This is a genomic window from Psychrosphaera sp. (assembly GCF_982872775.1).
This window is the reverse complement of the sequence record NZ_CEYNSH010000005.1, coordinates 1-25,286: the sequence shown is the minus strand read 5'-3', so window position 1 is coordinate 25,286 and position 25,286 is coordinate 1. Positions and strand designations below refer to the sequence as shown.

The 25,286-nt window shown below is 43.2% G+C and carries 19 protein-coding genes; 11 read left to right on the top strand and 8 right to left on the bottom strand.

Going from position 1 to position 25,286, the window contains the following annotated elements; all coding sequences use genetic code 11:
• On the bottom strand, nt 1-668 hold a 668-nt coding region (locus AC4E96_RS02585), incomplete at its 3' end, for a VC_2705 family sodium/solute symporter (RefSeq protein ID WP_490254819.1).
• Entirely contained in the window at nt 668-928 is a 261-nt protein-coding gene (locus AC4E96_RS02580; protein WP_488031739.1) for a DUF4212 domain-containing protein, read from the bottom strand. The genes AC4E96_RS02585 and AC4E96_RS02580, both read right to left, overlap by 1 nt.
• Nucleotides 929-1,268: 340 nt before the next feature.
• On the opposite strand from AC4E96_RS02580, the gene AC4E96_RS02575 reads away from it, so the two are divergent.
• From AC4E96_RS02575 to AC4E96_RS02565, 3 genes are read left to right on the top strand one after another with little or no spacing between them, the layout of a single operon-like run.
• Nucleotides 1,269-3,104 (top strand): putative nucleotidyltransferase substrate binding domain-containing protein, encoded by a 1,836-nt coding sequence (locus AC4E96_RS02575; RefSeq protein ID WP_490254818.1) that lies wholly within the window; start codon nt 1,269-1,271, stop codon nt 3,102-3,104.
• Between the two features lie 15 nt (nt 3,105-3,119).
• Nucleotides 3,120-3,857 (top strand): exonuclease domain-containing protein, encoded by a 738-nt coding sequence (locus tag AC4E96_RS02570; protein WP_490254817.1) that lies wholly within the window; start codon nt 3,120-3,122, stop codon nt 3,855-3,857.
• Between the two features lie 49 nt (nt 3,858-3,906).
• Nucleotides 3,907-7,431, top strand: a complete 3,525-nt coding sequence (locus AC4E96_RS02565) for a PAS domain-containing hybrid sensor histidine kinase/response regulator (protein WP_490254816.1) — start codon at nt 3,907-3,909, stop codon at nt 7,429-7,431.
• Between the two features lie 76 nt (nt 7,432-7,507).
• Here AC4E96_RS02565 and AC4E96_RS02560 read toward each other — a convergent pair whose 3' ends face one another.
• Together AC4E96_RS02560 and acs are read right to left on the bottom strand one after the other, a co-directional pair.
• On the bottom strand, nt 7,508-8,152 hold the full coding sequence (locus AC4E96_RS02560; RefSeq protein ID WP_488031735.1) for a response regulator: 645 nt from the start codon (nt 8,150-8,152) through the stop codon (nt 7,508-7,510).
• Between the two features lie 40 nt (nt 8,153-8,192).
• Nucleotides 8,193-10,073: an acetate--CoA ligase gene (acs, locus tag AC4E96_RS02555; protein WP_490254856.1), complete on the bottom strand. Its 1,881-nt coding sequence runs from the start codon at nt 10,071-10,073 to the stop codon at nt 8,193-8,195.
• 239 nt (nt 10,074-10,312) lie between these two features.
• Between acs and AC4E96_RS02550 the strand changes: the two genes are divergently transcribed.
• On the top strand, nt 10,313-11,368 hold the full coding sequence (locus tag AC4E96_RS02550) for a DcaP family trimeric outer membrane transporter (RefSeq protein ID WP_490254815.1): 1,056 nt from the start codon (nt 10,313-10,315) through the stop codon (nt 11,366-11,368).
• Nucleotides 11,369-11,620: 252 nt separating this feature from the next.
• Entirely contained in the window at nt 11,621-12,451 is an 831-nt protein-coding gene (locus AC4E96_RS02545; protein WP_490254814.1) for a hypothetical protein, read from the top strand.
• Between the two features lie 296 nt (nt 12,452-12,747).
• Here AC4E96_RS02545 and AC4E96_RS02540 read toward each other — a convergent pair whose 3' ends face one another.
• A complete protein-coding gene (locus tag AC4E96_RS02540; RefSeq protein ID WP_490254813.1) occupies nt 12,748-13,311 on the bottom strand; it encodes an aldolase/citrate lyase/malate synthase family protein in 564 nt (187 codons plus the stop codon).
• Nucleotides 13,312-13,541: 230 nt separating this feature from the next.
• Between AC4E96_RS02540 and AC4E96_RS02535 the strand changes: the two genes are divergently transcribed.
• Nucleotides 13,542-15,209 carry a DUF3612 domain-containing protein gene (locus tag AC4E96_RS02535; protein WP_490254812.1) on the top strand — a complete coding sequence of 556 codons (1,668 nt, stop codon included), beginning with the start codon at nt 13,542-13,544 and terminating at the stop codon, nt 15,207-15,209.
• Between the two features lie 43 nt (nt 15,210-15,252).
• Here the strand turns inward: AC4E96_RS02535 and AC4E96_RS02530 are convergent, their stop codons facing one another.
• Nucleotides 15,253-15,900: a YitT family protein gene (locus tag AC4E96_RS02530; protein ID WP_488031730.1), complete on the bottom strand. Its 648-nt coding sequence runs from the start codon at nt 15,898-15,900 to the stop codon at nt 15,253-15,255.
• Nucleotides 15,901-16,126: 226 nt separating this feature from the next.
• Between AC4E96_RS02530 and AC4E96_RS02525 the strand changes: the two genes are divergently transcribed.
• Entirely contained in the window at nt 16,127-17,344 is a 1,218-nt protein-coding gene (locus AC4E96_RS02525; RefSeq protein WP_490254811.1) for a serine hydrolase domain-containing protein, read from the top strand.
• Between the two features lie 27 nt (nt 17,345-17,371).
• Here the strand turns inward: AC4E96_RS02525 and AC4E96_RS02520 are convergent, their stop codons facing one another.
• Entirely contained in the window at nt 17,372-18,772 is a 1,401-nt protein-coding gene (locus AC4E96_RS02520) for an alpha-amylase family protein (protein ID WP_490254810.1), read from the bottom strand.
• A gap of 273 nt (nt 18,773-19,045) precedes the next feature.
• Between AC4E96_RS02520 and AC4E96_RS02515 the strand changes: the two genes are divergently transcribed.
• The 3 genes from AC4E96_RS02515 (at nt 19,046) to cdd (ending at nt 21,622) form a co-directional block, all read left to right on the top strand.
• Nucleotides 19,046-19,291 carry a hypothetical protein gene (locus tag AC4E96_RS02515; protein WP_490254809.1) on the top strand — a complete coding sequence of 82 codons (246 nt, stop codon included), beginning with the start codon at nt 19,046-19,048 and terminating at the stop codon, nt 19,289-19,291.
• Nucleotides 19,292-19,322: 31 nt separating this feature from the next.
• Complete coding sequence (locus tag AC4E96_RS02510; RefSeq protein ID WP_490254808.1) at nt 19,323-20,462, top strand: MBL fold metallo-hydrolase; 1,140 nt, start codon at nt 19,323-19,325, stop codon at nt 20,460-20,462.
• A 245-nt stretch (nt 20,463-20,707) separates the two neighbouring features.
• A complete protein-coding gene (gene cdd / locus AC4E96_RS02505; protein WP_490254807.1) occupies nt 20,708-21,622 on the top strand; it encodes a cytidine deaminase in 915 nt (304 codons plus the stop codon).
• Between the two features lie 141 nt (nt 21,623-21,763).
• On the opposite strand, the gene AC4E96_RS02500 is transcribed toward cdd, so the two are convergent.
• Nucleotides 21,764-23,101, bottom strand: a complete 1,338-nt coding sequence (locus AC4E96_RS02500; protein ID WP_490254806.1) for a KamA family radical SAM protein — start codon at nt 23,099-23,101, stop codon at nt 21,764-21,766.
• A gap of 297 nt (nt 23,102-23,398) precedes the next feature.
• On the opposite strand from AC4E96_RS02500, the gene AC4E96_RS02495 reads away from it, so the two are divergent.
• A partial coding sequence (locus AC4E96_RS02495) for an MHYT domain-containing protein (RefSeq protein ID WP_490254805.1) occupies nt 23,399-25,286 on the top strand: 1,888 nt, incomplete at its 3' end.

Here is a 25,286-nt window from a genome sequence, read left to right as displayed (position 1 = left end):
AGGTACACGCCACTGCCATCAGCCAACGTACTACCTAAGCCTAATTGCGGGATTGGGTTGCCAGTAAGTTGTAACGAAATGAATACCGCCGGAATGGTGTATGCGAATATAAGCACACAGTATTGAGCGATTTGCGTATATGTGATGCCTTTCATTCCACCAAGAACCGCATAAACCCAAACAACTGCCATACCTATGTACAATCCGAGGTCATAATCGACTTCTAAGAAACGAGAAAACGCGACCCCGACACCTTTCATTTGACCAATGATGTAAGTCAATGATGCGACAATCAAACAGACAACTGCAACAATACGGGCTGTTTTGGAATAGTATCTGTCAGCAATAAACTCAGGAACGGTAAACTTACCGTGTTTGCGCATGTAAGGCGCTAGTAACATGGCTAAGAGAACATAACCACCGGTCCAACCCATTAAAAAGACTGAACCGCCATATCCTAAGAAAGCAATCAAGCCTGCCATCGAGATAAACGAGGCCGCACTCATCCAGTCGGCACCAATCGCCATCCCATTTTGAACCGGTGTGACACCGCCACCTGCAACATAAAAGTCACTCGTCGAGCCTGCTCGAGCCCACCAAGCGATGGCAAAATACAACGCAAAAGAGCCGAATACGGCAATGTAGGTATAGAGTTTTAATTCTTCCATTATTCGTCCTCCACATTGTATTTTTTATCGAGCTTGTTCATTTGCGCGGTGTACCAGAAGATCAAACCGACAAAGGTATAAATCGACCCTTGCTGAGCAAACCAAAAGCCCAACTTGTAACCACCTAAACGAAACTCATTAAGAGGTTCTACTAATAACACCCCAAATCCATATGACACGACAAACCATATGGCGAGGCAGATAAATATCAATCGCAGGTTTTCCTGCCAGTATGATGTTTTACTTTCTACATTTTCCACGACGCGCTCCAACATTATTTTTGTTAGCAAGAGTAAAATTTGTACATCAACTGGCCCAGTTCGCGACTGCTATCAATTCAATCAATATACAAATGACTGAAACTAAACTAGCAAGGTGAAATTTGTGTAGGTATTAAACTTTAGTCTAACGAACTCAGGTGGTACTTGAACTAAAAACAGGGTAAAGGCCTGAGGCCTAGTATTTATGGCTTTGTGCGAGAGGCAGCCGGGCGCACTGACGGTAAATTAACAAGTATTAGACTTTGGTCTAATAGGGCTAGGAATCTCTGTCGGATGGCGTATTTTAGACACATCTATACTGACAAATGGAGCCAAGCCAATGAATGCCGAGTTGACCGAGCACCGCCAATTCGTTCAGAGTTTGCCTCCTTTTGATCGTTTATCTGATGAGCAACTTGCGCGCGTTATAAGTGGCATGCGGATAGGTTACTTTGCTGAAGGCAACACGCTGGTCGATGACCGCGTTTATGTGGTCAAAAAAGGTAAAATAGTCAAAGCTGACGAGCACTACGCTGAAGGCGAGTCTTTTGGTGTAGAGGCGCAGCAGGGCAGCCTGTTTACTGTATCAGAAGACGCGCTTTTGTATTACTGGTCGGTGCCCCAACTTAATGGTCTTTTGAAAGACCAAACCAGCTTACTGTCTTTTTGGTTTGAACATCCCGGTGAACAATTGCGTGTGGCGGTAACCGATTCCGAATTACAACGCACCGCAACCTCGTTTTTGCACTCGATGCGAGTAGAAGATTGTGCCGAGTTTCCAATTGCCACCTTACCCCATAACTCGACGATTCAAACTATTGCCCAACAGATGACAGAACTGGGTCACTCCAGTTTGTTGTTAACTAATGAGGCGGGTTTACCAAGCGGAATCGTGACCGACCGTGATATACGCAGTCGATGCGTGGCAGAAGGGCTGTCTTTTGAACAGTTAGGCAAGGACATCATGACCAAAAACATGATCACTATCGGTGCCAAAGAGAGCTGTTTTGATGCTTTAATGATGATGATTGAAAAAGGCATTCACCATTTGCCCGTTGTTCGCAACGAGCAGCGGTGGGGCATGCTGACTTTGACCGATTTGATGCTCCGTGAGGGTCACAACCCATTGCACATGAGCGGCCGCATCAAAAAAGCACCGACATTAGAAGCGCTCGTTGATATCGCTCAACTGTTACCAAACTTACAATTTAACTTAACCAAACTCGGCATGAGTGCGGTTGTTATCGCGAAAAGCATCAGTGCAATCGTCAAAGCGATTTCGGTCAGGCTGGTACAGTTTGGTGAGCAAAAACTTGGTCCCGCACCTTGTGATTATGCTTGGTTATGCGCAGGTTCACTGGCCCGTAACGAACAGTTTGTTGGAGCTGACCAAGACAATGCGCTTATTTATGACGACACTCACTGTAGCGCTGAAAACAGCCAAAGCACTCAGACTGCCCAAGACACCCAAGACTATTTTTACAAATTAAGCCAATACGTTTGTGACGGACTCAATGCCTGTGGTTTTGTTTATTGTCCTGGCGATGTGATGGCCAGCAACCCCAAATGGTGTCAGCCGATGAGTGTTTGGCATGACTATTTTAATGATTGGATTGAACAACCTAAGCCGAAGTCGTTAATGCACTGCGACATCTTTTTTGATTTGGATACTGTGTACGGTAATCCTGAGTTACTCAATAATTTAAAACACGAGTTTTTACAAAAGACCCAACGCAGCACGTTATTTTTGGCGCATTTGAGCCGTAATGCCGTCTCACAGAGGCCACCATTGGGCTTTTTTAGAGACTTTATTTTGATCCCCTCGGGTGAAAACAAATCAAAGCTCGACCTTAAACACAACGCGATTGCGCAAATTGTTGCACTGGCAAGAATTTACGCTTTGAGTCTTGGCAATGATTCGGTTTCAACATTAGACCGTCTAGAGGCTTGTACGGGCACCAAGGTCTTGAGTAAAAGCGCAGGCAGGAGTCTGACCGCGTCCTTTGAGTTTGTGTTTCAGTTGCGACTCGAGCATCAACTCCAACAGGTCAATGCGGGCGAGACACCGTCCAACTTTATTGCACCTAAGGCGATTTCGAGGCTTGAAAGAAAGCATTTAAAAGACGTCTTTAAAGTCATCAAACAGCTTCAGGACGCTCGGCAAGTGGTTTATTAAGGCATGGCAAATACGATGTTAACAGCAATCCAACATTTGATATCTGACTTACAAGGACAGAGTGGCTATTTTCAGCCCGGGCAAGGGTATCGATTCTCTGAACAAAATCAAGCACAGTGGTCGGGCTCGTTGCGGGCGCTACTCACAACAGAGACACCCTCGCTCGATACACCCTTGAGCGATTTACGTTTATTAGCGACCGATTTTGAAACAACAGGCTTTGATCCAAAACACGATCGGCTCCTCAGTATCGGCGCAGTAGATATCATCGGCCAAGAAATTGTCATGCAGCAAAGTTTTGATCAGGTGATTGCAGTTGACCAACAACTCGATCCCAAAAACGTCTGTATTCATCAAATAACAGACTCAGAAGCGGCGCGGGGTGCGGCCATCGAAATGGCGTTAGACCGACTCTTTTTGGCACTAAAAGGCAAAGTCATGTTGGTCCATTATCACCCGATGGAACAGTCGTTTTTGCGTTATGCCTGCCAGTCTATTTACAAAGTAAAGTTAGAAGTACCCATGGTTGATACTTTGATGCTTGCGGTCAAATGGTTCAAAGCAAATCATCTCGCTTACCAAGCTGAGGACCTAACCCTGACAAATTTGCGAGAACGGTTTGGCTTGCCTAGCCACTTTGCTCATAACGCGCTGGCAGATGCGATTGCAACAGCGGAGTTGTATTTGGTTTTGGTATCTCAACTGCAAAATCAACAGCCACAGCCCTTGGTGTTGGGCGACGTGTTGGTGTAGCGTATAGTGATTATTATGATGTCTATCGTTTTTAAAGCAGGGAAGTAACATGACGTTTGCAATCATCATCGCCTCAATCGTATATGTCAGTTCGATATTTTTTGTTGCTCGCTGGGGCGACCGAGGCAGTGTGCTTGCACAAAAAGTCACACGTCACCCTATTACTTACAGCTTGGCCTTGGGGATTTATTGTACGAGCTGGACTTATTTTGGCGCAGTAGGAACTGCCTCAACCGATGGTTGGCAATTTTTATCGATTCTACTGGGACCGATTTTGTTGTTTATGTTTGGCTTTCCGGTGTTACAAAAACTGGTCAGTGTCAGCAAAAAACAAAACGTCACGTCGATAGCCGATTTTATTTCCTCTCGCTACGGCAAACGTCAACAAACGGCGTTAATTGTTACGGTTATCGCCACGTTAGCCACGATCCCTTACATAGCACTGCAACTTAAGGCCATTAATGCCAGCTTTGGGGCGTTTACTTTTGAGTCTGCGGCCGAAGGCAATATGACCAACAACCCCTCGACGTCGGCCTTTATTGCTACCTTGTTCATCGCCTTTTTTGCAATTTTGTATGGTGCTCGCAAAGCTGACGTGACCGAGTATCGGTCAGGTCTTATTTTTGCGATTGCGTTTGAGTCATTGTTTAAACTAGTTGGTTTGGTTGTATCCGCCACCATTGCGGTATATTTATTGACTTGGGGCGTCGAACACGGTTATGCATTGGCGACGACACCCGTTACCTTTAGCGATATCTTTGGTACATCTAATCCTGTTTCAGCCGGCTCGCTAGCCGATGCCCTTTCTAGCTCTAACCAGGACTCTGTATGGCAATGGTCAACGTTTTTGTCACAAGATTTTCTGGTACAGACGTTTATGGCTGCTGCCGCGTTTTTGTGTTTACCAAGGCAGTTTCACGTCATGGTAGTGGACAACTCCAACGAACGTAACTTATCAGTAGCGCGTTGGTTGTTTCCCGTTTACTTGTTGATATTTGTCTTGGCTATTATTCCAATTTCATCTGCTGGCGTGACCTTTTTGCAAGGCGCTGTCGATAAAGAAATTTATATCATGCAGTTGCCTATTTTATTAGATTCCCAGTGGGCAACCTTATTAGTTTTTATTGGTGGAATATCGGCAGCGAGTGCCATGATCATTGTCGCGACACTGACATTGAGTACGATGATCACCAATGATGTATTTTTACCTTTGTTACTCAAACGCCAGCGCCAAAGTATTTTAGCCAAAGGTGAATACCAACATCGTATCGTTCAGTTGCGCCAAGTAACCATCGGCGCGATATTATTTTTATCCTTTGCGTATTATTACGTCAGTGCTAAACAACACTCTTTACACAATATCGGACTCATTGCGTTTTCGTTAATTATTCAGTTATTACCGGCCATTATCGGCGCGCTTTATTGGCGAAAAGGTCACGCTAATGGTGTGTACGCTGGGTTGTTATTTGGTTTTTTGACTTGGTTGATGTTTTTGTTGTTGCCTCTTGCGTCAAATACCGACGTAACGAATAACAGTCAAATCATCAGCCACGGTGTGATGATATCCCTGTTGGCGAACACCTTGGCGTACTATGGATTTTCAGTGATTGCGCGCGAACGTTTAATTGACAAAATCCAAGCGACAGCGTTTGTACATCCTAATTTAAAAGTGTCGGTTTCGGGCCAAAAGCTGGTTAATAGCCAAGCCAAAGTAAAAGATCTTAAAGATCTGTTAATGACATTTTTAGGCGACGAACGCTGCGAACAACTTTTTGTCGATTACGAAGATGAAGTGGGACAAGAGCTTGGTGATGAAGACGAGCTGACACATGACTTTGTGACTTATTGCGAGCGGATGCTTGGCGGTGTACTTGGCGCATCGTCGGCCCAGTCGTTGGTCAATATTGTTTTATCAGGAAAACAACTAGACGTTGAGGACGTCGTTAACTTTTTCGACGATACGACCCAGGCCCTCAAAAACAATCAGGCAATTCTATTTAGTTCCCTCGAAAACTTAAATCAGGGCGTCAGTGTCGTTGACCGTGATCTCAATTTAGTCGCGTGGAACAAGCGCTATTTGGAACTGTTTAATTATCCAGAGGGTATGGTTCAGGTTGGTAAACCGATAAGTGAATTGATCCGCTTTAATGCTGAGCGTGGTGAGTGCGGTCATGGCGAAGTCGAAGAGCTGGTGGCAAAACGGCTATCTCATCTTAAAAACAGTCAAAGTCATACGTTTATTCGTCGTCGCGGTGATGGACGAGTTATCGAAATGGTAGGGAATCCGCTGCCGAACGGTGGTTTTGTAACGAGTTTTAACGATATTACCGCGTTTGTCGAAACCGAGCGCGCGCTCAAAGACGCTAACATCAACTTAGCTGATACAATTCAACGACGTGTTAACGAGATCAGTGAGATAACCGAGGCCCTTAAACTCGCTAAACAAGAAGCCGAGCAAGCCAACGCCTCCAAAACTCGGTTTTTGGCCCTTGCCAGTCACGACGTTTTACAGCCTCTTAACGCCGCACGATTGTATTTGTCTTCACTAGATGACAACGAGCTTGGCACCAAAAATAAAACAACCTTAGGTAAAGTGGAGCAGTCACTAGACTCAATGGAAGATTTGTTATCCACTTTGCTCGAGATCTCTAAGTTAGAGCAGGGCGCACTGACCCCGACATTTAGTCATTTTAAACTCAGCACCTTGTTACAGCCATTGTGTAATGAAATCGCTGTACAGTGTGAGGCAAAGGGCATCGAGTTTATTCAACGTTGGAAAGATCAGGTGGTCTATTGTGATGCTACTTATTTGCGCCGAATTTTACAGAACTTCCTGTCTAATGCGGTTAAATATACAGAGTCGGGTAAAATTTTATTGGCTATTCGCAAAGCCGGCCAAGGAATTCGCATTGAAGTTTGGGACACGGGAGAAGGAATTTCACAAGGCGAACACCAACTCATTTTTAATGACTTTTATCGTACTCACACGGGCAGTATCAAAGGATTAGGCCTTGGCTTGAGTGTGGTCGAGCGGATGAGTGACCAGCTCAACTGCCCAATAAAGATGAAATCTATTGCTGGGCGAGGCTCGTGTTTTGGTGTGACCGTGCAGCTAGGCTCTGATAGCTTGGTGCAACAGCCCAGCGAATTTGCCAAAGCAGAATCGGGTGGCTTTAATCAGCTCAATATTTTCTGTATCGATGACGAATCGGCTAACCTTGAGGCGTCAACGGCGCTTCTTGAAAAATGGCAGTGCCAGGTTAGCTGCTTTAATAGTGTAGAGGATGTGAGCACTTACTTGGCCTCTAATCCAATGCGGCAAGGCAAACGAAGACCTGATGTATTGCTTGTGGATTATCAGCTTCATCCATCGTACATAACCGGACTCGAACTTATACAATCTATTCGCAGTCATTGGCAGGTCAACATTCCTGCGGCACTCGTAACGGCTATTCAAGATGAAGAGCTAAAAGCACAATGCGATGCGCAAGGGGTTCGTTATATGGCCAAACCTCTCAAACCAGCGTCACTTAAAGCGTGGCTCAAGAGCATTATTACCAAGAAGACGGTATAGGTAAGCGTTTAATGATACGTAGAGATATGTATGAGTGTAGCTACGTGTGTAGATTAGCAGCGCTTTGAGCGTAAATTTACGCTGAGCTTTCGAGTTGGAGTTTTTCGGCCAACAACACCGCTTGAGTACGACTATTAATACCTAATTTGCGGAAAATAGCGGTAATGTGGGCTTTGATAGTCGCTTCGGTGACATTGAGTTCATAGGCGATCTGTTTGTTTAACAAGCCCTCGTGTAACAGCACCAATACCTTATATTGCGCCGGGGTTAATTCAGCCACTCGGTTGGCTAAATCTATGTCTTCGCTAGAGAGTTGATTGAGTTTGTCGGCCATGCCGTCAGGTAGCCAGTTATCGCCTTCTAAAATCGTGTTAATTGCAGTGGCAATGTCTTGGCTGCGTGTGGATTTGGGGATGAATCCCATTGCGCCATAACCCATGACTTTTGAGATAACGTCTATGTCTTCTGAGCCCGAAATAACCGCAACGGGTAAATCAGGAAAATCCTCACGAATACGAATAATACCGTACAGATCACCACTGCCCGGCATATGTAAATCCAGCAAGACCAAATCAAGATCAGGGTGTTGTTCGATTTGTTGGATGGTCGACTCAAGTGAGTCCGCTTCTTCGATGGTTAAATCACTGAAGTTAAGTTGCAAGGCGCCTGTCAGCGCCTCGCGAAACAACGGGTGATCATCGGCAATTAAAAACTGTGCCATATCCCTGTCTTTTAATCCTAAACGAAATGCCTAAATGAGATTATCTATTTAGGCGGTTTTCAATTAAGTTGTCAACCACGCTAGGGTCAGCCAAAGTTGAGGTATCACCGAGTTGGTCATATTCGTTTGCCGCAACTTTACGCAAGATACGGCGCATAATTTTACCCGAGCGCGTTTTGGGTAACCCCGGTGCCCATTGAATCAAATCGGGTGTGGCAATGGGGCTCAAATCCTGACGCACCCAGTCACGTACTGATTTGGTCAGCTCATCAGTGATTACAGTACCATCAATTGGGGTAACATAGACGTAAATGCCTTGACCTTTGATATCGTGTGGATAGCCAACCACCGCAGCCTCTGCAATTTTTTCATGGGCAACGAGTGAGCTCTCTATTTCTGCTGTTCCGAGTCGGTGACCAGATACATTTAGAACATCGTCTACTCGACCTGTGATCCAATAATAACCATCTTCATCTCGACGACACCCATCACCTGTAAAATAGACATTGTCATAGGCAGAAAAATAGGTTTCGATAAAACGTTGATGGTTGCCATGAATGGTTCGTGCTTGGCCAGGCCACGAGTCTTTGATAATTAAATTACCCTCGTTTTCACCCGCCAACTCGTTTCCTTCACTATCAACCAAGGCAGGTTGAACACCAAAGAAAGGTAATGTCGCCGAGCCCGGTTTTAATGTTGTTGTACCCGCCAGCGGAGTGATCATGGCGCCACCGGTTTCCGTTTGCCACCAGGTATCGATTATTTGACAACGACCTTGGCCGACTTTGTCGTAATACCACTGCCATGCTTCAGGGTTGATTGGTTCACCAACGGTTCCTAAAACTTGTAAAGAGTCTCTTGTGGAGTCTTTGGCGGCTAAATCACCTTTTGCCATCAATGCGCGAATAGCGGTTGGTGCTGTATAGAGAATATTTACTTTGTGACGGTCAATCATTTGGCCAATGCGACGCTCATCTGGATAGGTTGGCACACCTTCAAACATGACTGTCGTTGCGCGGTTCGCCAATGGTCCATAAACGATATAAGTATGACCTGTAATCCAGCCTACATCGGCGGCACACCAATAAACATCGCCTGGTTTGTAATTGAATATTTTCTCGTGGGTCATTGACGCCCAAACTAAGTAACCACCACTTGTATGCACTAAGCCTTTGGGTTTACCCGTTGAGCCAGACGTATATAAGATGAACAATGGATCTTCAGCGCTCATTTCTTGTGGAACGCAAACCGGTGCACAATCGCTCACTAGTTCATCCCACCAAACTTGGCCAGCCGGTAAGGAGGTTTTAGGTTGAGTATTGTTTGGTTGAGAGTTGTTGAAAACGATGGTGTTTTTAACTTCTGTGACGTCCTCACGTGCCAGCGCCTCATCGACGTTGTGTTTGAGCGGTAGTACTTTACCTCCACGACGATTAACATCTGCGGTGATGATAGTGGTGGCGCCGCAATCGATGATTCTGTCAGCGATGGCATTAGGAGAAAAACCAGCAAAAACCACAGAGTGCACCGCCCCTATTCGCGCACACGCCAACATAGTGTAGGCGGCTTGCGGAACCATAGGCATATAAATAATGACACGATCACCTTTTTGAACACCTAGCTTTTTAAGACCGTTAGCGAGTTTACAGACTTCATCGTGCAGCTCTTGATATGAGATGTGCTGAACATTGTTAGGGTCATCACCCTCCCAAATAATGGCTGTCTCTTGAGCGTGCTCGATGAGGTGACGGTCAATACAGTTGGCACTGACATTTAATGTCCCATCTTCAAACCATTTGATAGATAAATTGTCTTTGTCGTAAGAGGTGTTTTTTACTTTGGTGAACGCCTTTATCCAATCTATACGTTGTCCATGTTCAGCCCAAAATGTATTCGGATCATCAATCGATTCTTTATACATTGTTTGGTATTGCTCGAACGTAAGTGCTCCTTGTTGTTCGTAATCAAAATCTGTTACTGCATAACTTTTAGCGTTCATTGTCTTGCCTCAAACTTACTTATTTTTGTTATTGTTTAGTGTTCAATATAGAGGCAAAAATGGGTATTAGACTATAGTCGAATAGACCAATGGCTAATTGTCACTTTAGATAGGCGTAAACATACTATGACAGTCAATGATTACGAATTTGGAGAGGCAATATGGAAAACAACACAAAAAGCCAACTGCGCATGGGATTGATAGGACTGCTAGCCAGTTCTGCTATTGTTAGTGGGTCTGCCGGTGCGGCCTATACTATTGATTTAGATAAAGATCAGTCAATTAAGTTTGGTGGGTTTGTTAAAATCGACGGTCGATATGTCAGCGGCGATATTGCCTATCGCGACTTTTGGATTGGCAGTGGCTCGGTGTTAGAAGAAAGTGCCTCGCAATTTAAAATGTTTGCCAATGAATCAAGAATTAATACCACTTATACCAACAATGACATCACTGCCTTTGTCGAAATGGACTTTTATGGCGGTGGTGGTAATGAAATTATTTCAAATTCTTCACACCCTAGATTACGTCATGCATTTTTTAAATATAAAGACGTGTTAGTTGGCCAAACATGGACAACATTTATGAATACATCGGCACTTGCCGAAACTGCAGATTTTGCAGGCCCAATGGTCGGCGAAGCGTTTGTTCGCAACACTCAAGTTAGATATACCAATGGTGCATGGCAGCTTTCTTTAGAGAACCCTGAGTCCTTTGGTGGCAACCCTACCGAAGATGACTTGCCGGATGCAGTCGTCAAGTACACTCACAAAGCTGACTGGGGTAATGTTTCTTTTGCTGGATTATTCAGACAATTAACAAGTGCGACTGATGAAAGCGAGAGTGCCGTTGGCTTGTCTGTCGCAGGTCGAGTAAAAACAACCGATAAAAATGACGTGCGTTTTCAAATTCACACCGGTAACACTGGGCGTTATGTCGGGGTTGCGGCCGCGCAAGATATTGTTGGAGAGGAAGCAGAGGTTTCTTTAAGTTATATGGTGGCCTACCGCCATTTTTGGAATGATCAAACACGATCAAATGTTTTTTTAGGAAATATAACCACTGACGAAACTGATGTGGACCGAACACATTGGGGTGTGAACGTGTTTACCAATTACACACCGAAACTGAGTGTTGGTGTAGAAGTGGGGAGTTTTGAAATGGCAGAACAAAACGCTGATTCTACGTATCTGCAATTTTCGGCTAAATACAGTTTATAGCTATCCTGTAACTAATTTTTCTTAAACCAATCAAAAAGCCAAGTCTTTATCGTAAAACTTGGCTTTTTTGATGAAAACAACAAAAAGATCTTGATTAAATTTAATCCAAAAGGCAATCTAAGCCGACCAGTGCAACTGTATCATTTTGTAACACTAAAGCTGATAAAGTACTCACTGAGATAGTAATTGTGTCAATAACAATAACATGCTGAGTCTTGATAACTTGGCTATAAAAGTACACTTGGATTAAGAATGGAAACGACAAAATCGACTGTTAGTAAACCATTCCGACACCTTGTAAAAGGGTTAGTCGGTGCCTCTTTTATATTTAGTGCGTCAAGCACTGCTGAGCTTATCGACTTTGACAGTTATACCTATGACAGCGAAAGTAATCTCTCTTGGCTCGATACTTCCCAAACTAAAGCAAATAGCTACAACGATATAGAACGGCAGTTTGGTCAAGGCGGACTTTTTGATGGTTGGCGCTTTGCAAAATCAACAGAAGTGGATGAATTAATCCGAGGTCATGTTGGTTTTACACCAGGTGACTACTTTTCGCCAGGTACCTACTCTCCACTTCGTAGCCTAGTCGAATTATTGGGTGTTACATGGGGAGGATTTGCAGATACGGGTAATGAATACGGTTTTATTTATGCTTATGTTGAAAGTACAGAGTCTGCTGACCTTGTAAATAACAACGAAGCCCTGGTCCGTCAGATTGGTTTTAAAGAGGAACCTCGAGGCAGTGTACTAAGCAGTGATTGGGGCGGATATGTCAGGCCGGACAGTAATCAGTATTTTAATCGGGACAGGGATAGCGCGAGTGGTGACTTTGCGGCATTTTTAGTAAAAGAAGGCGCAGATGACCCATTACCAGAATGGCTGGTTGAACCTGATCCACAAGCGCCGGTTAATACACCGCCGTCTAGTTCTTCTAATGCTTTGAACATAAGTGGCCCAAATCAGCCGACATCAATTGCCGCCCAACCTGCAGCAGTGTCTGAGCCTGGTACCTGGTCATTGTTCGCTTTAATGATGGGTGGGCTAGCGATAAGACGGGCAAGGAAACCAAAAAAGTTTTAATTAGAAATCCACTTTACTCCCTAGATAGACAACAAACGATTTCCCAACCAAAAGCCAGTCGGTGATTTTACCTTCTGGTTTTTTTTGTCTGATAATTATTACCTAGCTGGCTAAAACAGAAGTTGCGGTGAAGCTTGAGGATAGGTTTTTTGAACAGAGGTGACTAAACAGAAGTGGCTGATCAGAAATTTAGGCAAAATAAAAAAGCCAGCCTGACCTCAAGCATGACATGGGCTCAAGGGCAGACTGGCTTTCTCACTGCAATCGTTCTAACTCACAAAATTATCAACACTTGATTAGTTTAGTTGGTAGTCTTCACCATCTTTATTGGTGAATTCTTTGGCCACATTCAAACATGCGTATTGAGGCTGACCATTTGCATCAAGTTTGAAGTGACGATCTTTTTTGATCAAACTAAACCAACGACGATTGTGTTGTGCAGTCTCAAAGGTTTCAACTTGAATATCATCAATGTTCGCTATGTCCTTGCGGCCGTGAGTACCACAAGGATTAAATAGTACTTCTACGTGGTAGCCATTTGTTTTTAAAACAATAGAACTTGGATTTTCTTTATGGCCACTCAGCGCCACAAATTGTTCTGGATGCAATAAACCGGTTTGCGTACCGTCATCCAAAAAGGCCAATAAATGACGATAGTAAACAACGTAACTTTTAACGTTTTTGTGTGAACCGTGTTCAAGTGGAAAAACAGAGTCCAAGAACTGTTTTGAGTAGCTCATCACTTGAAGGTTTGTTTGCTCGTCTAATTCAGTGAACATGCTCACGACTTCACTCATGTACTGCTCTGACTCATAGTTTGGTTCTGTAAGCATGGCTTTGTTTAAGTTTGATGTGCTCATGATGTCGTCCTGTTCAATGCTCTATTTGTTATTTGCTTGGTCATTGCACCAACCGATTTTGTTACTTCGTTTGGCGGTGAATTGACTATACAAATAATTTTCTGAAAATTTCACAATAAAAATTTCACAGTGTAAATTTCACAAAAATCAATTTTACACAGTGAATTACACAACAACTTGGTTTAAGGTTTAGGTTGAACTGTCAGCAGTTAGTGAAAAAAGGAAACACGTTGAAGGCAAATAAGAGCTTAATTAGAAAGTCGCACTTTTTGGGCACCAAAATTCGTAATTTGCGCAAGCGCAACAATCTGACTATGGATGACTTGTCGACTCGGTGTATTCGCACCGACGCTGAATATGCGCCTTCGGTTTCTTATTTGTCGATGATAGAACGCGGCAAGCGTGTCCCTAGTGTTGAGATGTTAAGCGTCATCGCAGACGTGTTTCAAAAAGACATTGATTGGTTCTTGGACGATCAACCATCAGATGAGGACATTATTACCCCCAACAAAGGCAACCGGGGTGGCATCAACGGTATGCCACTCGAACCTAGTTTCCTATTTAGTAACGATATTCTTCAGATTGCGATTCCAGAGTTGCTCAATCAAACGGGTACTTCGGGACGTGACTTTGCTCATCTATTAATTCGGGCCCACCAAGAACATCACCAAAACCACTTCCCAGATTTAGAGCGAGCTGCCGAAGAAGTTGGCCTCAAGCGAATGCCACTATCGTTGGACGAGCTTTTGTTAATTGTGAAACAACAAGGACTGGTGATTAATTGGTTTGATAGCGCACCTGAGGATGTTGTTGATACCTTAGGAATCGCCAGTAAGAACGTTGCTACTTCTTATTTAGAGTATCCAAACATACTTCACCTAAACCGTAGGCTAAAACAATTCCCACGCCGGTTAAAATACGAACTTGCTGTGTATATTGGCCGCTCAATTTTACACAACAACAGTGCCAATGCCGATGCTATTCAAGGTGGAACATCGGTGGCGGGCAGTGCGTTAGTGGGGAATAGTGTCGGTGGCGCTGCCGGACGTGTAGGCTCTGGTAGCTTGAGCATGCCTGCCAAAAATCAAGTGGATGTCAGAACAGAAGGACCCAGTGATCAAGGCATGAATTCTCAAGACATTTTGCATGCGTGGCAAGACTTTGAATCCAGCTTTTTTGCCGGCGCTTTATTATGCCCCAAAGTCCCGTTTCGACAGCTTCTGGACCGTTTTGGATACGAAATCAATGTCAGTCAGGCCGCTGATGTTTCAGACTCTGTTGCCATGCGCCGGATGACCGCCGTATCGCCTTATCCACATTGGCATTATTTTGATGCTTACACACCTGGGAAGTTAAAGGCCGTTTATCGAGGTAATGGTATTCCGCTACCTTGGGGAAACATGAGGCAAGTTGATGATCCATGTCGACATTGGGCAGTCTTTAATATGTTTAATGCGACTGGTGATGGTTCTTCCGCCCAACTATCGATTATGGACGTAAATGGTGAGTCACGTATTTATTGTTGTGAGTCCAAAAAGGTGACAGATATGGCTGGTAACTCGCACGTTTTGTGTGCGGGTATCGATTTGAATCCAGCACTGCAAGCTCAAGGGCGTGATGCCGAGGATTTGGCTGGTCAACTCAAAGAGCTGTGTGCGCAAAATGGCGGAAGTGTGCCTATGAGTCGCCAAGCCGACCAATTAGATGTGCAGGTCGAGCCAGCAACCCTTGATCTGAGTGCTATTGGCACTATTAGAAACATCAAAAAGGATTTAACCAGCGTCGCTAAAGTACTTAACATTAATTGGGTTCAACGAAGCTTGGAGCAAGACGCTAAACTAATTTGCAGCAAAGGTAATGTCTGCCCAAGAACGCCAGGGTGTTATCAATCTAATTAATGAAACCTTAGCCCGACTGTTGTTGGCAGAAGCCTTCTGATGGCTATTTTTTAAAGGACCATTTGATGCGGCTAAACTTGGAGCGGCCGCGATCTGGTTTCGGCGCGTGTTGTTCAACCGGCGCTTTTTTGTGGTAGCGACCAAGCACTGAGCTTAGCACGACAAAACCTATGAGTGAGTAAGCAACTTTTTCGATTGGGTAGCTTTGCAGAGCCGCTAATAATACTAAGCAGTCTATTCCCAAAATCACTTTACCTGAGTGAATGTGGTAACGCTTTTCTAGATATAAAGCCAATATGTTTACGCCGCCTAACGATGTTTTGTGGCGAAATAACAGCAACAAACCGACACCAATCAGTCCACCACCAATAAATGATGCAAGCCAAGTTGGAATCGTTTCAATACTGATTAATAAGGTCAAAGCGTCGGATAATAACGACACCAACCCAATACACAAAAAACTGCGAACCGTAAATGTCCGACCCATTTGTTTAATGGATAAATAGAAAAAGGGTAAGTTAATAAGGAAGAACCAAGTACCAAAAGTCATTTCAAAATGGCGGTTCATAAGGGCCGATAGACCCGCAGTACCACTTACAAGCAATTCAGAAGACTGCAGGAAAAAGATCCCCAAGGCGACTAAAAAACAACCTTCTAATATTGCATACCATTGAAACGCAAGCTTTTTCATATTAACACCGTAGTAATAAAACAACCTTATTTTAAAGTAAAAGCTCTAAGTTTTCTTGTTTTTAAGGAAAATAGCGACACGTGATTTATTTGGGTTGTACAGATGAATTTACAATATTGTTTTGCTTCATCGAACCGCATTCTCTTTGTTGAATAGAAGCATTTAAACCTTTCTCATTTAATCAGCCACTTAGATACGAATTAATAAAAGTTTAAAGGATATAACAGTGACAAATCACCGTTTAAACTGGAGTGGCAAAGGCTTGTTTTTACAAAGAGGGTTTGCCGTGGGACTCATCAGTATCGTTGTAATATTGGCAAGCACACCAGTAAAAGCTATTGGGCCATCGAGTAAGGTTCAAGTATCAGAAACAACTTCAACGCCAATTCCTCCCTCATCTCAAGGAGAGCCGAATGCTTCAGCTGCCACTCTAAAGTGCCCTTCACTAGAGTGGGTAGAAAAAGCGAAGTTACCCTCTGTTGCATTGGCCAAAATCAGCATTGAGGAGAAGGATGGAAAGTATTCGAAGCAGCGATGTGTTGTAACCTCAGGAGTTTTAGATAGTCGAGTCGACTCCAATAGTGCGGAAAATAAAGTGAGTTCAAAATCAATTTATAATGTTGCTTCTTTAGCAAAGCCGACAATGACACTGTTGGTGATGGCACTTGTAGAGAAAAACCTACTCGACCTTCACGAACCACTTCACCACTATTGGGTTGATCCAGACATCGCACAAGACGAGCGACACCAAAAGCTTACGCCTTTTTTAGTTCTGACTCACCAAACTGGCTTCCACAATTGGCGTTACCAAGCTGAAGACAAAGCGTTATCTTTTCAATTTTCACCGGGCTCTGGCTTTAATTATTCAGGTGAAGGGTTTGAATACTTGCAAAAAGCACTCGTAGCAAAAATGGGCCAAAGCTATGAAGATTTAGTTCAACAATATGTTTTTAAACCAGCGGGAATGAATTCGTCAACGCTAATATGGAAAAACGTTCGAGATAAATCGCAGTATGCCTATCCACACGATAGTAAAGGTGAATGGCTTGATGTCGAGCACCTGCCACAAGCAAGTGCGGCGGATAATTTATATACAACTATCGATGATTATGCCTCGTTTGTGGAGTACGTATTAACGTGGAAAACACGCCAACCTGCACTGTTTGAATTAATGATTAGCAATTACATGGCTGACTCAAACTATGAGGGCTTTAGTGAAAAGCGAGGCTTTGGTTTAGGTTGGGAATTGTTGCTCAATGTTGAGAATAAAGAGCGCGTATTGATTCATACCGGCGGGGATAAAGGTGTAAGCGCTATTACTATGGTTTACCCTGATAGTAATAACGCCTTTGTCATGTTCTTAAATTCGGATGCCCCTGGTTTGGCTTATCAGACCCTGATCCCACAAATGCATTTGGGTCAGGCTATCTGGAACAGTCAATAAGCTCAAATGAGTAAGCAATTGAGATGGCTACTCCATTAACCACATATGTGCGGTACGGGGTGCTATCACGAATTTGTGCCAAGTCGATGAAATATAATTGGTATTGCTGCTGTTTAGAGTGTCTCTATAAGTGCGATACCAATACAAACCGTGACGGCTGGTATCAACCCAGACTTCCTGTGTCGTTCCGCACTTATTGATACCAACGACCCCTTTGTATCCTCGGTTAAACAATAAATAACAGTCGCTATTTGCCATGATCTGCATACCCTGGCCCTGAACGCCATTGTGGAATTCAATCATATTGACGACATCAGCGCGCTTGTAAAGGTTTTGCCAGCGACCACCATCATTACTCTCGTTATGATCGCTATACATCATCGGCGTACCACCATCACGGCCTAACACGTAAGCATTAGCTAAGTATTCATCCGTCGGGTCCATGATCTGATATCTAAAGCCATCATTCAGAGGAATATCATGTGTGACGGAGAAGGTAAGAGCACGACTACCCGGTAAGGCTTGACCATAAGCACCTGGGTCAACAAGGTTATTCATCGAGCCACCAAAACCTAATGCGGCACGGATTTGGGCAAAAAGAGGGAAGTCGTACGCAGCGTGATCCGTTTCATTTAAATAAGGCGCTAAAAATGTGTCGTAGCCGCTCTCACCGGCACCACCAGAGGTAATGATTTCTCCGATGATATGCATACCACTTTTAATGTTCGAGTCAAAAACGGCATTTAAATGATACGCCGTCATGTGTTTAGCGGCATCCACACGGAAGCCTTTTACTCCCATGTTTTTAAGTGCTTGAAGGTAATTTTTTTGCTGCTGCACAACCCAGTTGTTTGGATCTAAATCAGGTAAACCTGTATCGCCATTGCCACCGCACAGTCTGTAGTACTGAACTTCACCTCGATTATTGTAATCTTGAATACAGCCAGGTGCGTGGAAGTCTCCTGCTCCTAAGTAGTTGTCAGATATATCGCCGAATAAGGTTTGGTTGGCAAAATAGCTAGAGTTACTCGCGTATTCATTGAGGACATCTGTGCCCGGATAATTTAAATCAGAGCGTTTCCACGACTCGTTGGCTTTGTGGTTAAACACAATGTCGGCATAAACATCGACACCACGAGCATTTAACGCGTTGATCATTGCTTGAAAATCTTGTTTGTTGCCAAGAGGGTTATCAATAACTCGAATGTCTTGCGGTTGGTATCGAGCCCACCACTCATTGCCGGATGATTTATAAGCTGGCGAAACTAATACTTTTTTATAACCCAAATTGGCAATTTCTTGAGCTTTTGAAGCTACTTCACTGTACTGCCAATTAAACGCATGCAGAATGACGTCTGCTTGTGAGGAGTGTGAGACAAGTAACAAGGCCAGAGCGGCCAAGCCTTGTCTAAAGGTGCCTATTTTCATTTTTATTATTTCCTGTGATATCTATATTTGTTGTGGTCATGTTAGTCATGACTCTAAATTTCACATTTTAGGTAAATATTTTTCTTATTTGGTTTATTGAGAAATATTTACTAAAAAGTGAGCTAATAAGGGTAGGCCCGTGATTTAAAAACTTCGAAAGTTAATTTCTTGAATACGTATGTAGTTGTCTGTTTTGTAAATAAGTATTTCATGTGACTCAAGCTATGCAATAGGCTATTGTGGCTAATTGCAAATGGCAACTTGGAGAGTTAAATGCCTTTTATCATTCTCTTGTATGTGATCGGTGTCATCATTGTTTATAAACTCGCGGTTTACCTAAACTTAAACAGACGCTTTTGGACATTGCTTGCCATTCTTATGTCTCCTTTGGTCGCTACGCTCATCATTATGTTTGTATGGTTAGCAAAGTTGTTTAAACCCAATTCTTCAGCAGATCGTAATAATTCCAACCAAAAAGACGAAAAAAACAGTAAGCGAGACAGTGATTTTGACGATTAATAAACCCGATTCCGCATTACGATTGATAGTAATGAGTTTGATTTTTTGTTTTGTTCTTAGCGGGTGTAATTCTAAAGATGACGATTCAAAAAACACCGGCTTTAGCAATATCGACGCAAATGAAGCTCTCTCTTATACAAGTAAGAGGAATAGCGAGAACAAAACTAGCGCAGCGCCTTTACACCACACTGACTCGGGATTTCAAAACCCACATTTGGGGCCTATCGATAAAAGTTTATTTAAGTTTTTACGAGTTCGTTTTTTTGGTGACATCGAATGGGCGGATCATGCAGCGCTGGCTAAAACTATTCCTATTCAACCTTTTAAGCGATTTGCCGACACTCCTCGTAACGACGAAATAGAAGTAACTTGGTTGGGCCATTCAACATTTATTATTAGAGTAGGAAAGGCAGTCGTCATTACTGACCCTATTTTTTCAGACAGAGCATCACCGGTAAGTTTTGCAGGACCAAAGCGTTATATCCCTCATGTTATTGACTATGAAAAAATCCATGAGTTTTTGCCAAACATAGATGCGGTTGTCATAAGTCACAATCATTATGATCATTTGGACGAAAAGAGTATTAATTTATTAGGCAACAAACCTTATTACGCGGTGCCATTGGGGCTAGGAAAGTGGTTTGAAAATGAGGGCATTATTGGTGAAAAGGTCAGTGAACTGGACTGGTGGCAGGATATCCAGCTGACAAGTAATGATGCCAAACAACGCAACATTCGCCTCACGGCGTTGCCTTCGCAGCATTGGTCTGCACGTGGTTTGTTTGATCGCAACAAAACACTGTGGGCAAGTTGGCTTATCGAAATAAATGGCAAACGAATTTGGTTTGCCGGTGATACCGGATACAACAATCAAGATTTTAAGCAAATTGGGGAGGCATTTGATATCGATATGGCGTTGATTCCAATTGGTGCTTATGAGCCTCGAAGCTTTATGAAAGCACAACACGTAAACCCGGCAGAAGCGGTTCAAATTCATCAAGACATCAAGGCAAAATATTCAATTGGCATGCATTGGGGGACATTTGGGTTAACGGCTGAAGCGCCAATACGTCCGGTCGAGGATTTATCAGAAGCGTTAAAAGCAGCAAACCTGTCGAGTGATGTTTTTACCACAATGAAAGTTGGGCAAACGCTGCGAATACGCCGATAAATAGTTGATGAATTGGTCATGATTTTTCATGACGGGGCAAGTTCTTCTCCAATATTTATATGCATATTGAGGCTATAGCTTGTTTATTAAGATTTACGGAGAACGATATGTTACGAATCGGTAGGTGCTTTCCTTGTATGTCGGCGTGTTAATCGTGCAATTTGCCTTAGGTAGTTAATTTGAAAGATTGATTTTGGTGGGACATTTCATTATAGTGCCGTGCCTTAAGCAATAGACTTTCTCTTATGAGTTCTTATCAAATTGGTAGCTGTGAGCTACATGATCTTTTTGAGTTAATCGCTCTTCAAGGCGGTATGTTAAAAGCCGAGCAAGTTAGCTCGTTGTTAACAAAGCATTCTTTATCATTTGCAGAACTAAAGGACCAGTTACTGCCGATTTGCGAAATGTTCGCCATCGCGCCAATTTCTCAATTTAAAGCCGGCACCATTGCACAAGGTGTGTTGCAGTCTTCCTCTTCTTTTGACCATCCATGTAATGAGCCTGTGGCTAATTTGTATTTTGGTTCCAATCTAGAGTTTCAAAACCAAGCCTTGAGTCTAGTGGTCCACGCCGAACAGGCGGCCATTAATAACGCATGGCAACACGGCGAGTCTGCAATAACCGGATTAACAATAAACGCTGCGCCTTGTGGTTTTTGCCGTCAATTCATTAATGAAATTAGAGACGCTCGACAAATTCCGATTCAGGTTGCCGGTACGCCGTGTAATTTAGACCAGCTTTTACCTGAGCCTTTCTCTCCAGAAACTCTGGGTATTAAAGATATGCTGTTTGACGCGACCAGAACCGCTCTTTCGTTTCCTGACAAAAGCAAGGTAAGTAAGCAGTTGCAAACTGCAATTGAAACGTCCTATGCACCATACAGTAAAAACTTGAGTGCCTGTGAAATCATGACAATAGATGGGCGTCGTTTTATTGGTCGTTATGCTGAAAACTGTGCGTATAGTCCGAGCCTTTCACCAATGCAAAGTGCTTTGAGTCAAATGGCGATGAATGGGGTGGACCCAAATAAGCACCCAATAAAGAAAATCACACTGGTTGAATTAGAAGGTGTTGCTAATCAGCTAGGTGTGACAAAAGCAGTATTGCAAAGTTTGCCTTTTGAGATTGAATTCGTTCATGTTGAGGCTAAGTTAGCTTAATAAAAACACGACTGATTGATACCAGTCGTTTCTTATTTGTGTGCAATATTCGTCTTAAATAAAAAAGTCCATAAAAAAAAGGCCACTTACGAATCGTTAGTGGCCTTTTTTGACTTTTTACATCGCGGTTTACATCGCTACTTACATTGCGTTGTATTCGTCTTCCCAGAAGAACTTCTCTTCACCGAAGGCTGGTTTTAAGTCGTCCAACCAAGTCGCCTCTTCGTCGTATTTTGCAAAGAATGGACGCTGAACCCAATCAGGATTACGGGCTTGAATGAAACGCAAAACAAAGACTTTTTCGCCGTTGATTTCTGATACACCAGACACTTCTACTTTACCAGGGCCGGCACTCATTGACGGACCACGTACTGTTCGGCTTACACCCGAAACTTGTTTATAAGCTTCGCGGAAAATTTCCCACGTTTTGTACAATGGTAATTCGAAGTAACGTTTGGCACCCGTATCACGTTCGATGAACATGTAGTATGGAATCATGCCTAGCTGAGTTTGCAGCTTCCACATGTCGGCCCACATGTCCGCATCAACGTTGATGTTGTTAAGCAGTGGTGCTTGAGTACGAATTTGTGCGCCAGTGGCACGAATACGAGCGATCGCATCACGGGTAACATCCATGCGTAACTCTTGAATGTGGTTAATGTGTGCCATGATAGACACGTGCTTGCCCGCTTTTACTAACTTAGCAAGTAAGTCTAATAGCTCTTGCGCATCGTTATCTGTCACGTAACGGTATGGCCAAAACGTTAATGATTTTGTACCAATACGAATCGTGCGAATGTGGTCATACTCAGGCTTTACGAGCTCTTCTAAGTAGTTTGCTAGCTTTTGCGTACGCATAACCATAGGGTCGCCGCCCGTTACAAGTAAGTCCGTTACTTCTTTGTGTTCACGCAAATACTGGTGAAGCTCATCCGCATCGTTGTTATTAAAACGAGTTGCCTTACCAACAAACTGCGCCCAACGGAAACAGAACGTACAATATGAGTGACAGTACTGACCCTGTGCAGGGAAGAACAAAACGGTTTCTTTATACTTGTGCTGCATACCATCTAGTGGCACACCATCAATTTTTGGCACGTTTTTGTCCATCTGACCCGCAGGATGTGGATTCAGTTTTAAGCGGACTTGTTGTGCTTTTTCGTGAATTTCTTCAGGAGTTGGATCTTGACGCAATAGCTCTGCCATTTGCTCGTAAGATTCATCATCTAACATACCACGCTGTGGGAATGTTAATTGGAAAACCGGATCATTAGGGACTTTATCCCAATCAATTAAGTTTTCGATAACAAATTGGTTTACTCGAAAAGGGAATACGCTTGCAACGACACGCATCTCAAATCGAAGGTGATCCGGCAGTTGTTGCAACTGGTCGATTTTATCAATTTGCCTGTGTTGATAACTTTGGAAGCGTGGCGCTTGATAAGCCTCTGCTGGCTGAATTTGCACAGATTGTTGCATTACTGCTGTCCTCTAAATTATTTACTGCTCGCAGGCCTAAAGGCCCTGTTTAAAAATAAACAAGACTAAGTCAAATATTCCTTTAGGTCTTTTGCGAATTACAAAACCGGCGGAGTTTAACACAAACAGCTCTTACCTTTAACCGTGTTCGCGACAAATGGCGGTGAAAAGAGACTAGTCATTGAGCAACTTAGAAAAGTTTTAAACCTAAGTTTCTGACCAAATGCGATAAACCCACTTTCTTGAACTATATTTGGTTGGACTGGAGGTTTTTCGAAACATGACAAGAGGCTACATTTGATTAATCAGTTGCATTTACATTTCGTTACCGAGGAGCTACTGAAGCTACCATTGATAAGGGCCGAATATGATGCCTGGATGGTTATTGCATCTGTATTAACAGCTGTGTTCGCGTCTTATATTTCTTTTATGCTTTCTGCTCGGGTAAACGGTAGCCAGCTTAAAGAAGAAAAAAGGTTATGGACGCTCTTGTCGGCCTGTTTTTTGGGAGCGGGTATTTGGGCGATGCATTTTATTGGGATGCTTGCGTATCGACTACCTATTCCTGTTAGCTACAATATATTGATTACCATCATTTCGGTTATCCCCAGTATTCTTGCTAGCTTTATTGTTATATCGCCAGATCTAGGTGGCTTTAAAAGTATTTGGTTTCGTAGTTTATTGATGGGAGCTGGCATCGGCACGATGCATTACGTTGGTATGATGGCGATGATCATGCCGGCACAAATGGCGTATCAACCTATATTATTCGGCGCTTCTGTTATAGTCGCTGTGATTTTATCAGGGGTAGCACTTAAGATTAATGACATTAGGTTAGCAACAAATAATAACTCCGTTCGATTCAATTTATTGGCTGCATTAGTGATGGGCTCGGCGATTTCTGGAATGCATTATATTGGGATGATGTCCATGATGGTGTTCGAGATATCAACTACCACCTACCTTACGGGCGAGCAACACAACCACCTGGCGCCAACTATATTGGTTATGCTTCTGTTACTTAGTCTTTTATTGATCGGCAGTATAGAGCTGAGGGCAAGGACCTTGTTGTCAGCAAGGCTAAAAACAGTCTTACATACGGTCCAAGATTCAGTGATTTCAATAAACCATGAAGGAATTATAGAGTTCGCAAACCCCGCTACATTTGAGATGTTTGGCCATGAAAAAGACACGTTAATTGGGCAAAATGTAAAAATACTTATGCCTGAGAAATACGCGGCGCATCACGATAAATATGTAGCCAATAGTATCTTAACAGGTACAACTAAAGTGACTGGAAAAAGCAGGGTCTTGAAAGGGTTAAAAAAAACTGGAGAGGTCTTTCCTATAGCTTTAACAGTTAGTCCTGTGGCGAGCGATCAAGGCAGCGCATTTGTGGGTACTATTCGAGACTTAACCGACATCAAAAACCAAGACGCCTTTATGCAAACTGCCTTTGACGCCTTACCTATCATGTTATTTGTAAAAGAAGCGAGTGACTTGTCATTTAGTCACATAAACAAATCGGGCGAAGCTCTATTAGGCAAATCAAGAGAAGAACTAATTGGGTTAAATGACTATGACTTATTTGCAAAAGAGGAAGCTGAGGTTTTTGTCGAAGCAGACCGCGAAGTACTGTTGTCAGACGATACGATTTTATTAGATGAACAACCTATGACTATCAACGGTCAAACCCGATATTTACGTACCCGAAAAGTAGCGGTAAAGGACAATAATGGAGAGCCCAAATACCTTCTTGGTTTGTCAGAAGATATTACTGAACTTCGCGATGCCAAAATAGAGTTAGAAAAGCTAAGTCATCGTTTGGCCATGGCTGCAAACGCTGCTCATATCGGTGTGTGGGAATGGAACCTTGAGACCAATGAGTTGATTTGGGATGATTGGATGTTCAAGTTGTATGGAGTGCCTAAAGGCAAATTTACGGGTGATTATTCCTCATGGGCAAGTACAGTGCATCCGGATGATTATAGTGAAGTCGTGGATAAGCTTGAAGAAGCCGTCTCAAATAACGACGAGTTTCACGCCGAGTTTAGAGTGGTACTTAACTCCGGAAATATAAGGCACATTCAAGGTGATGGGCGGATTTATGGAAATAAAATGATTGGAATTAACTTTGATATTTCGAAGCGGGTTAAAGCCGAAAATAAAATTTTACAACTTGCTG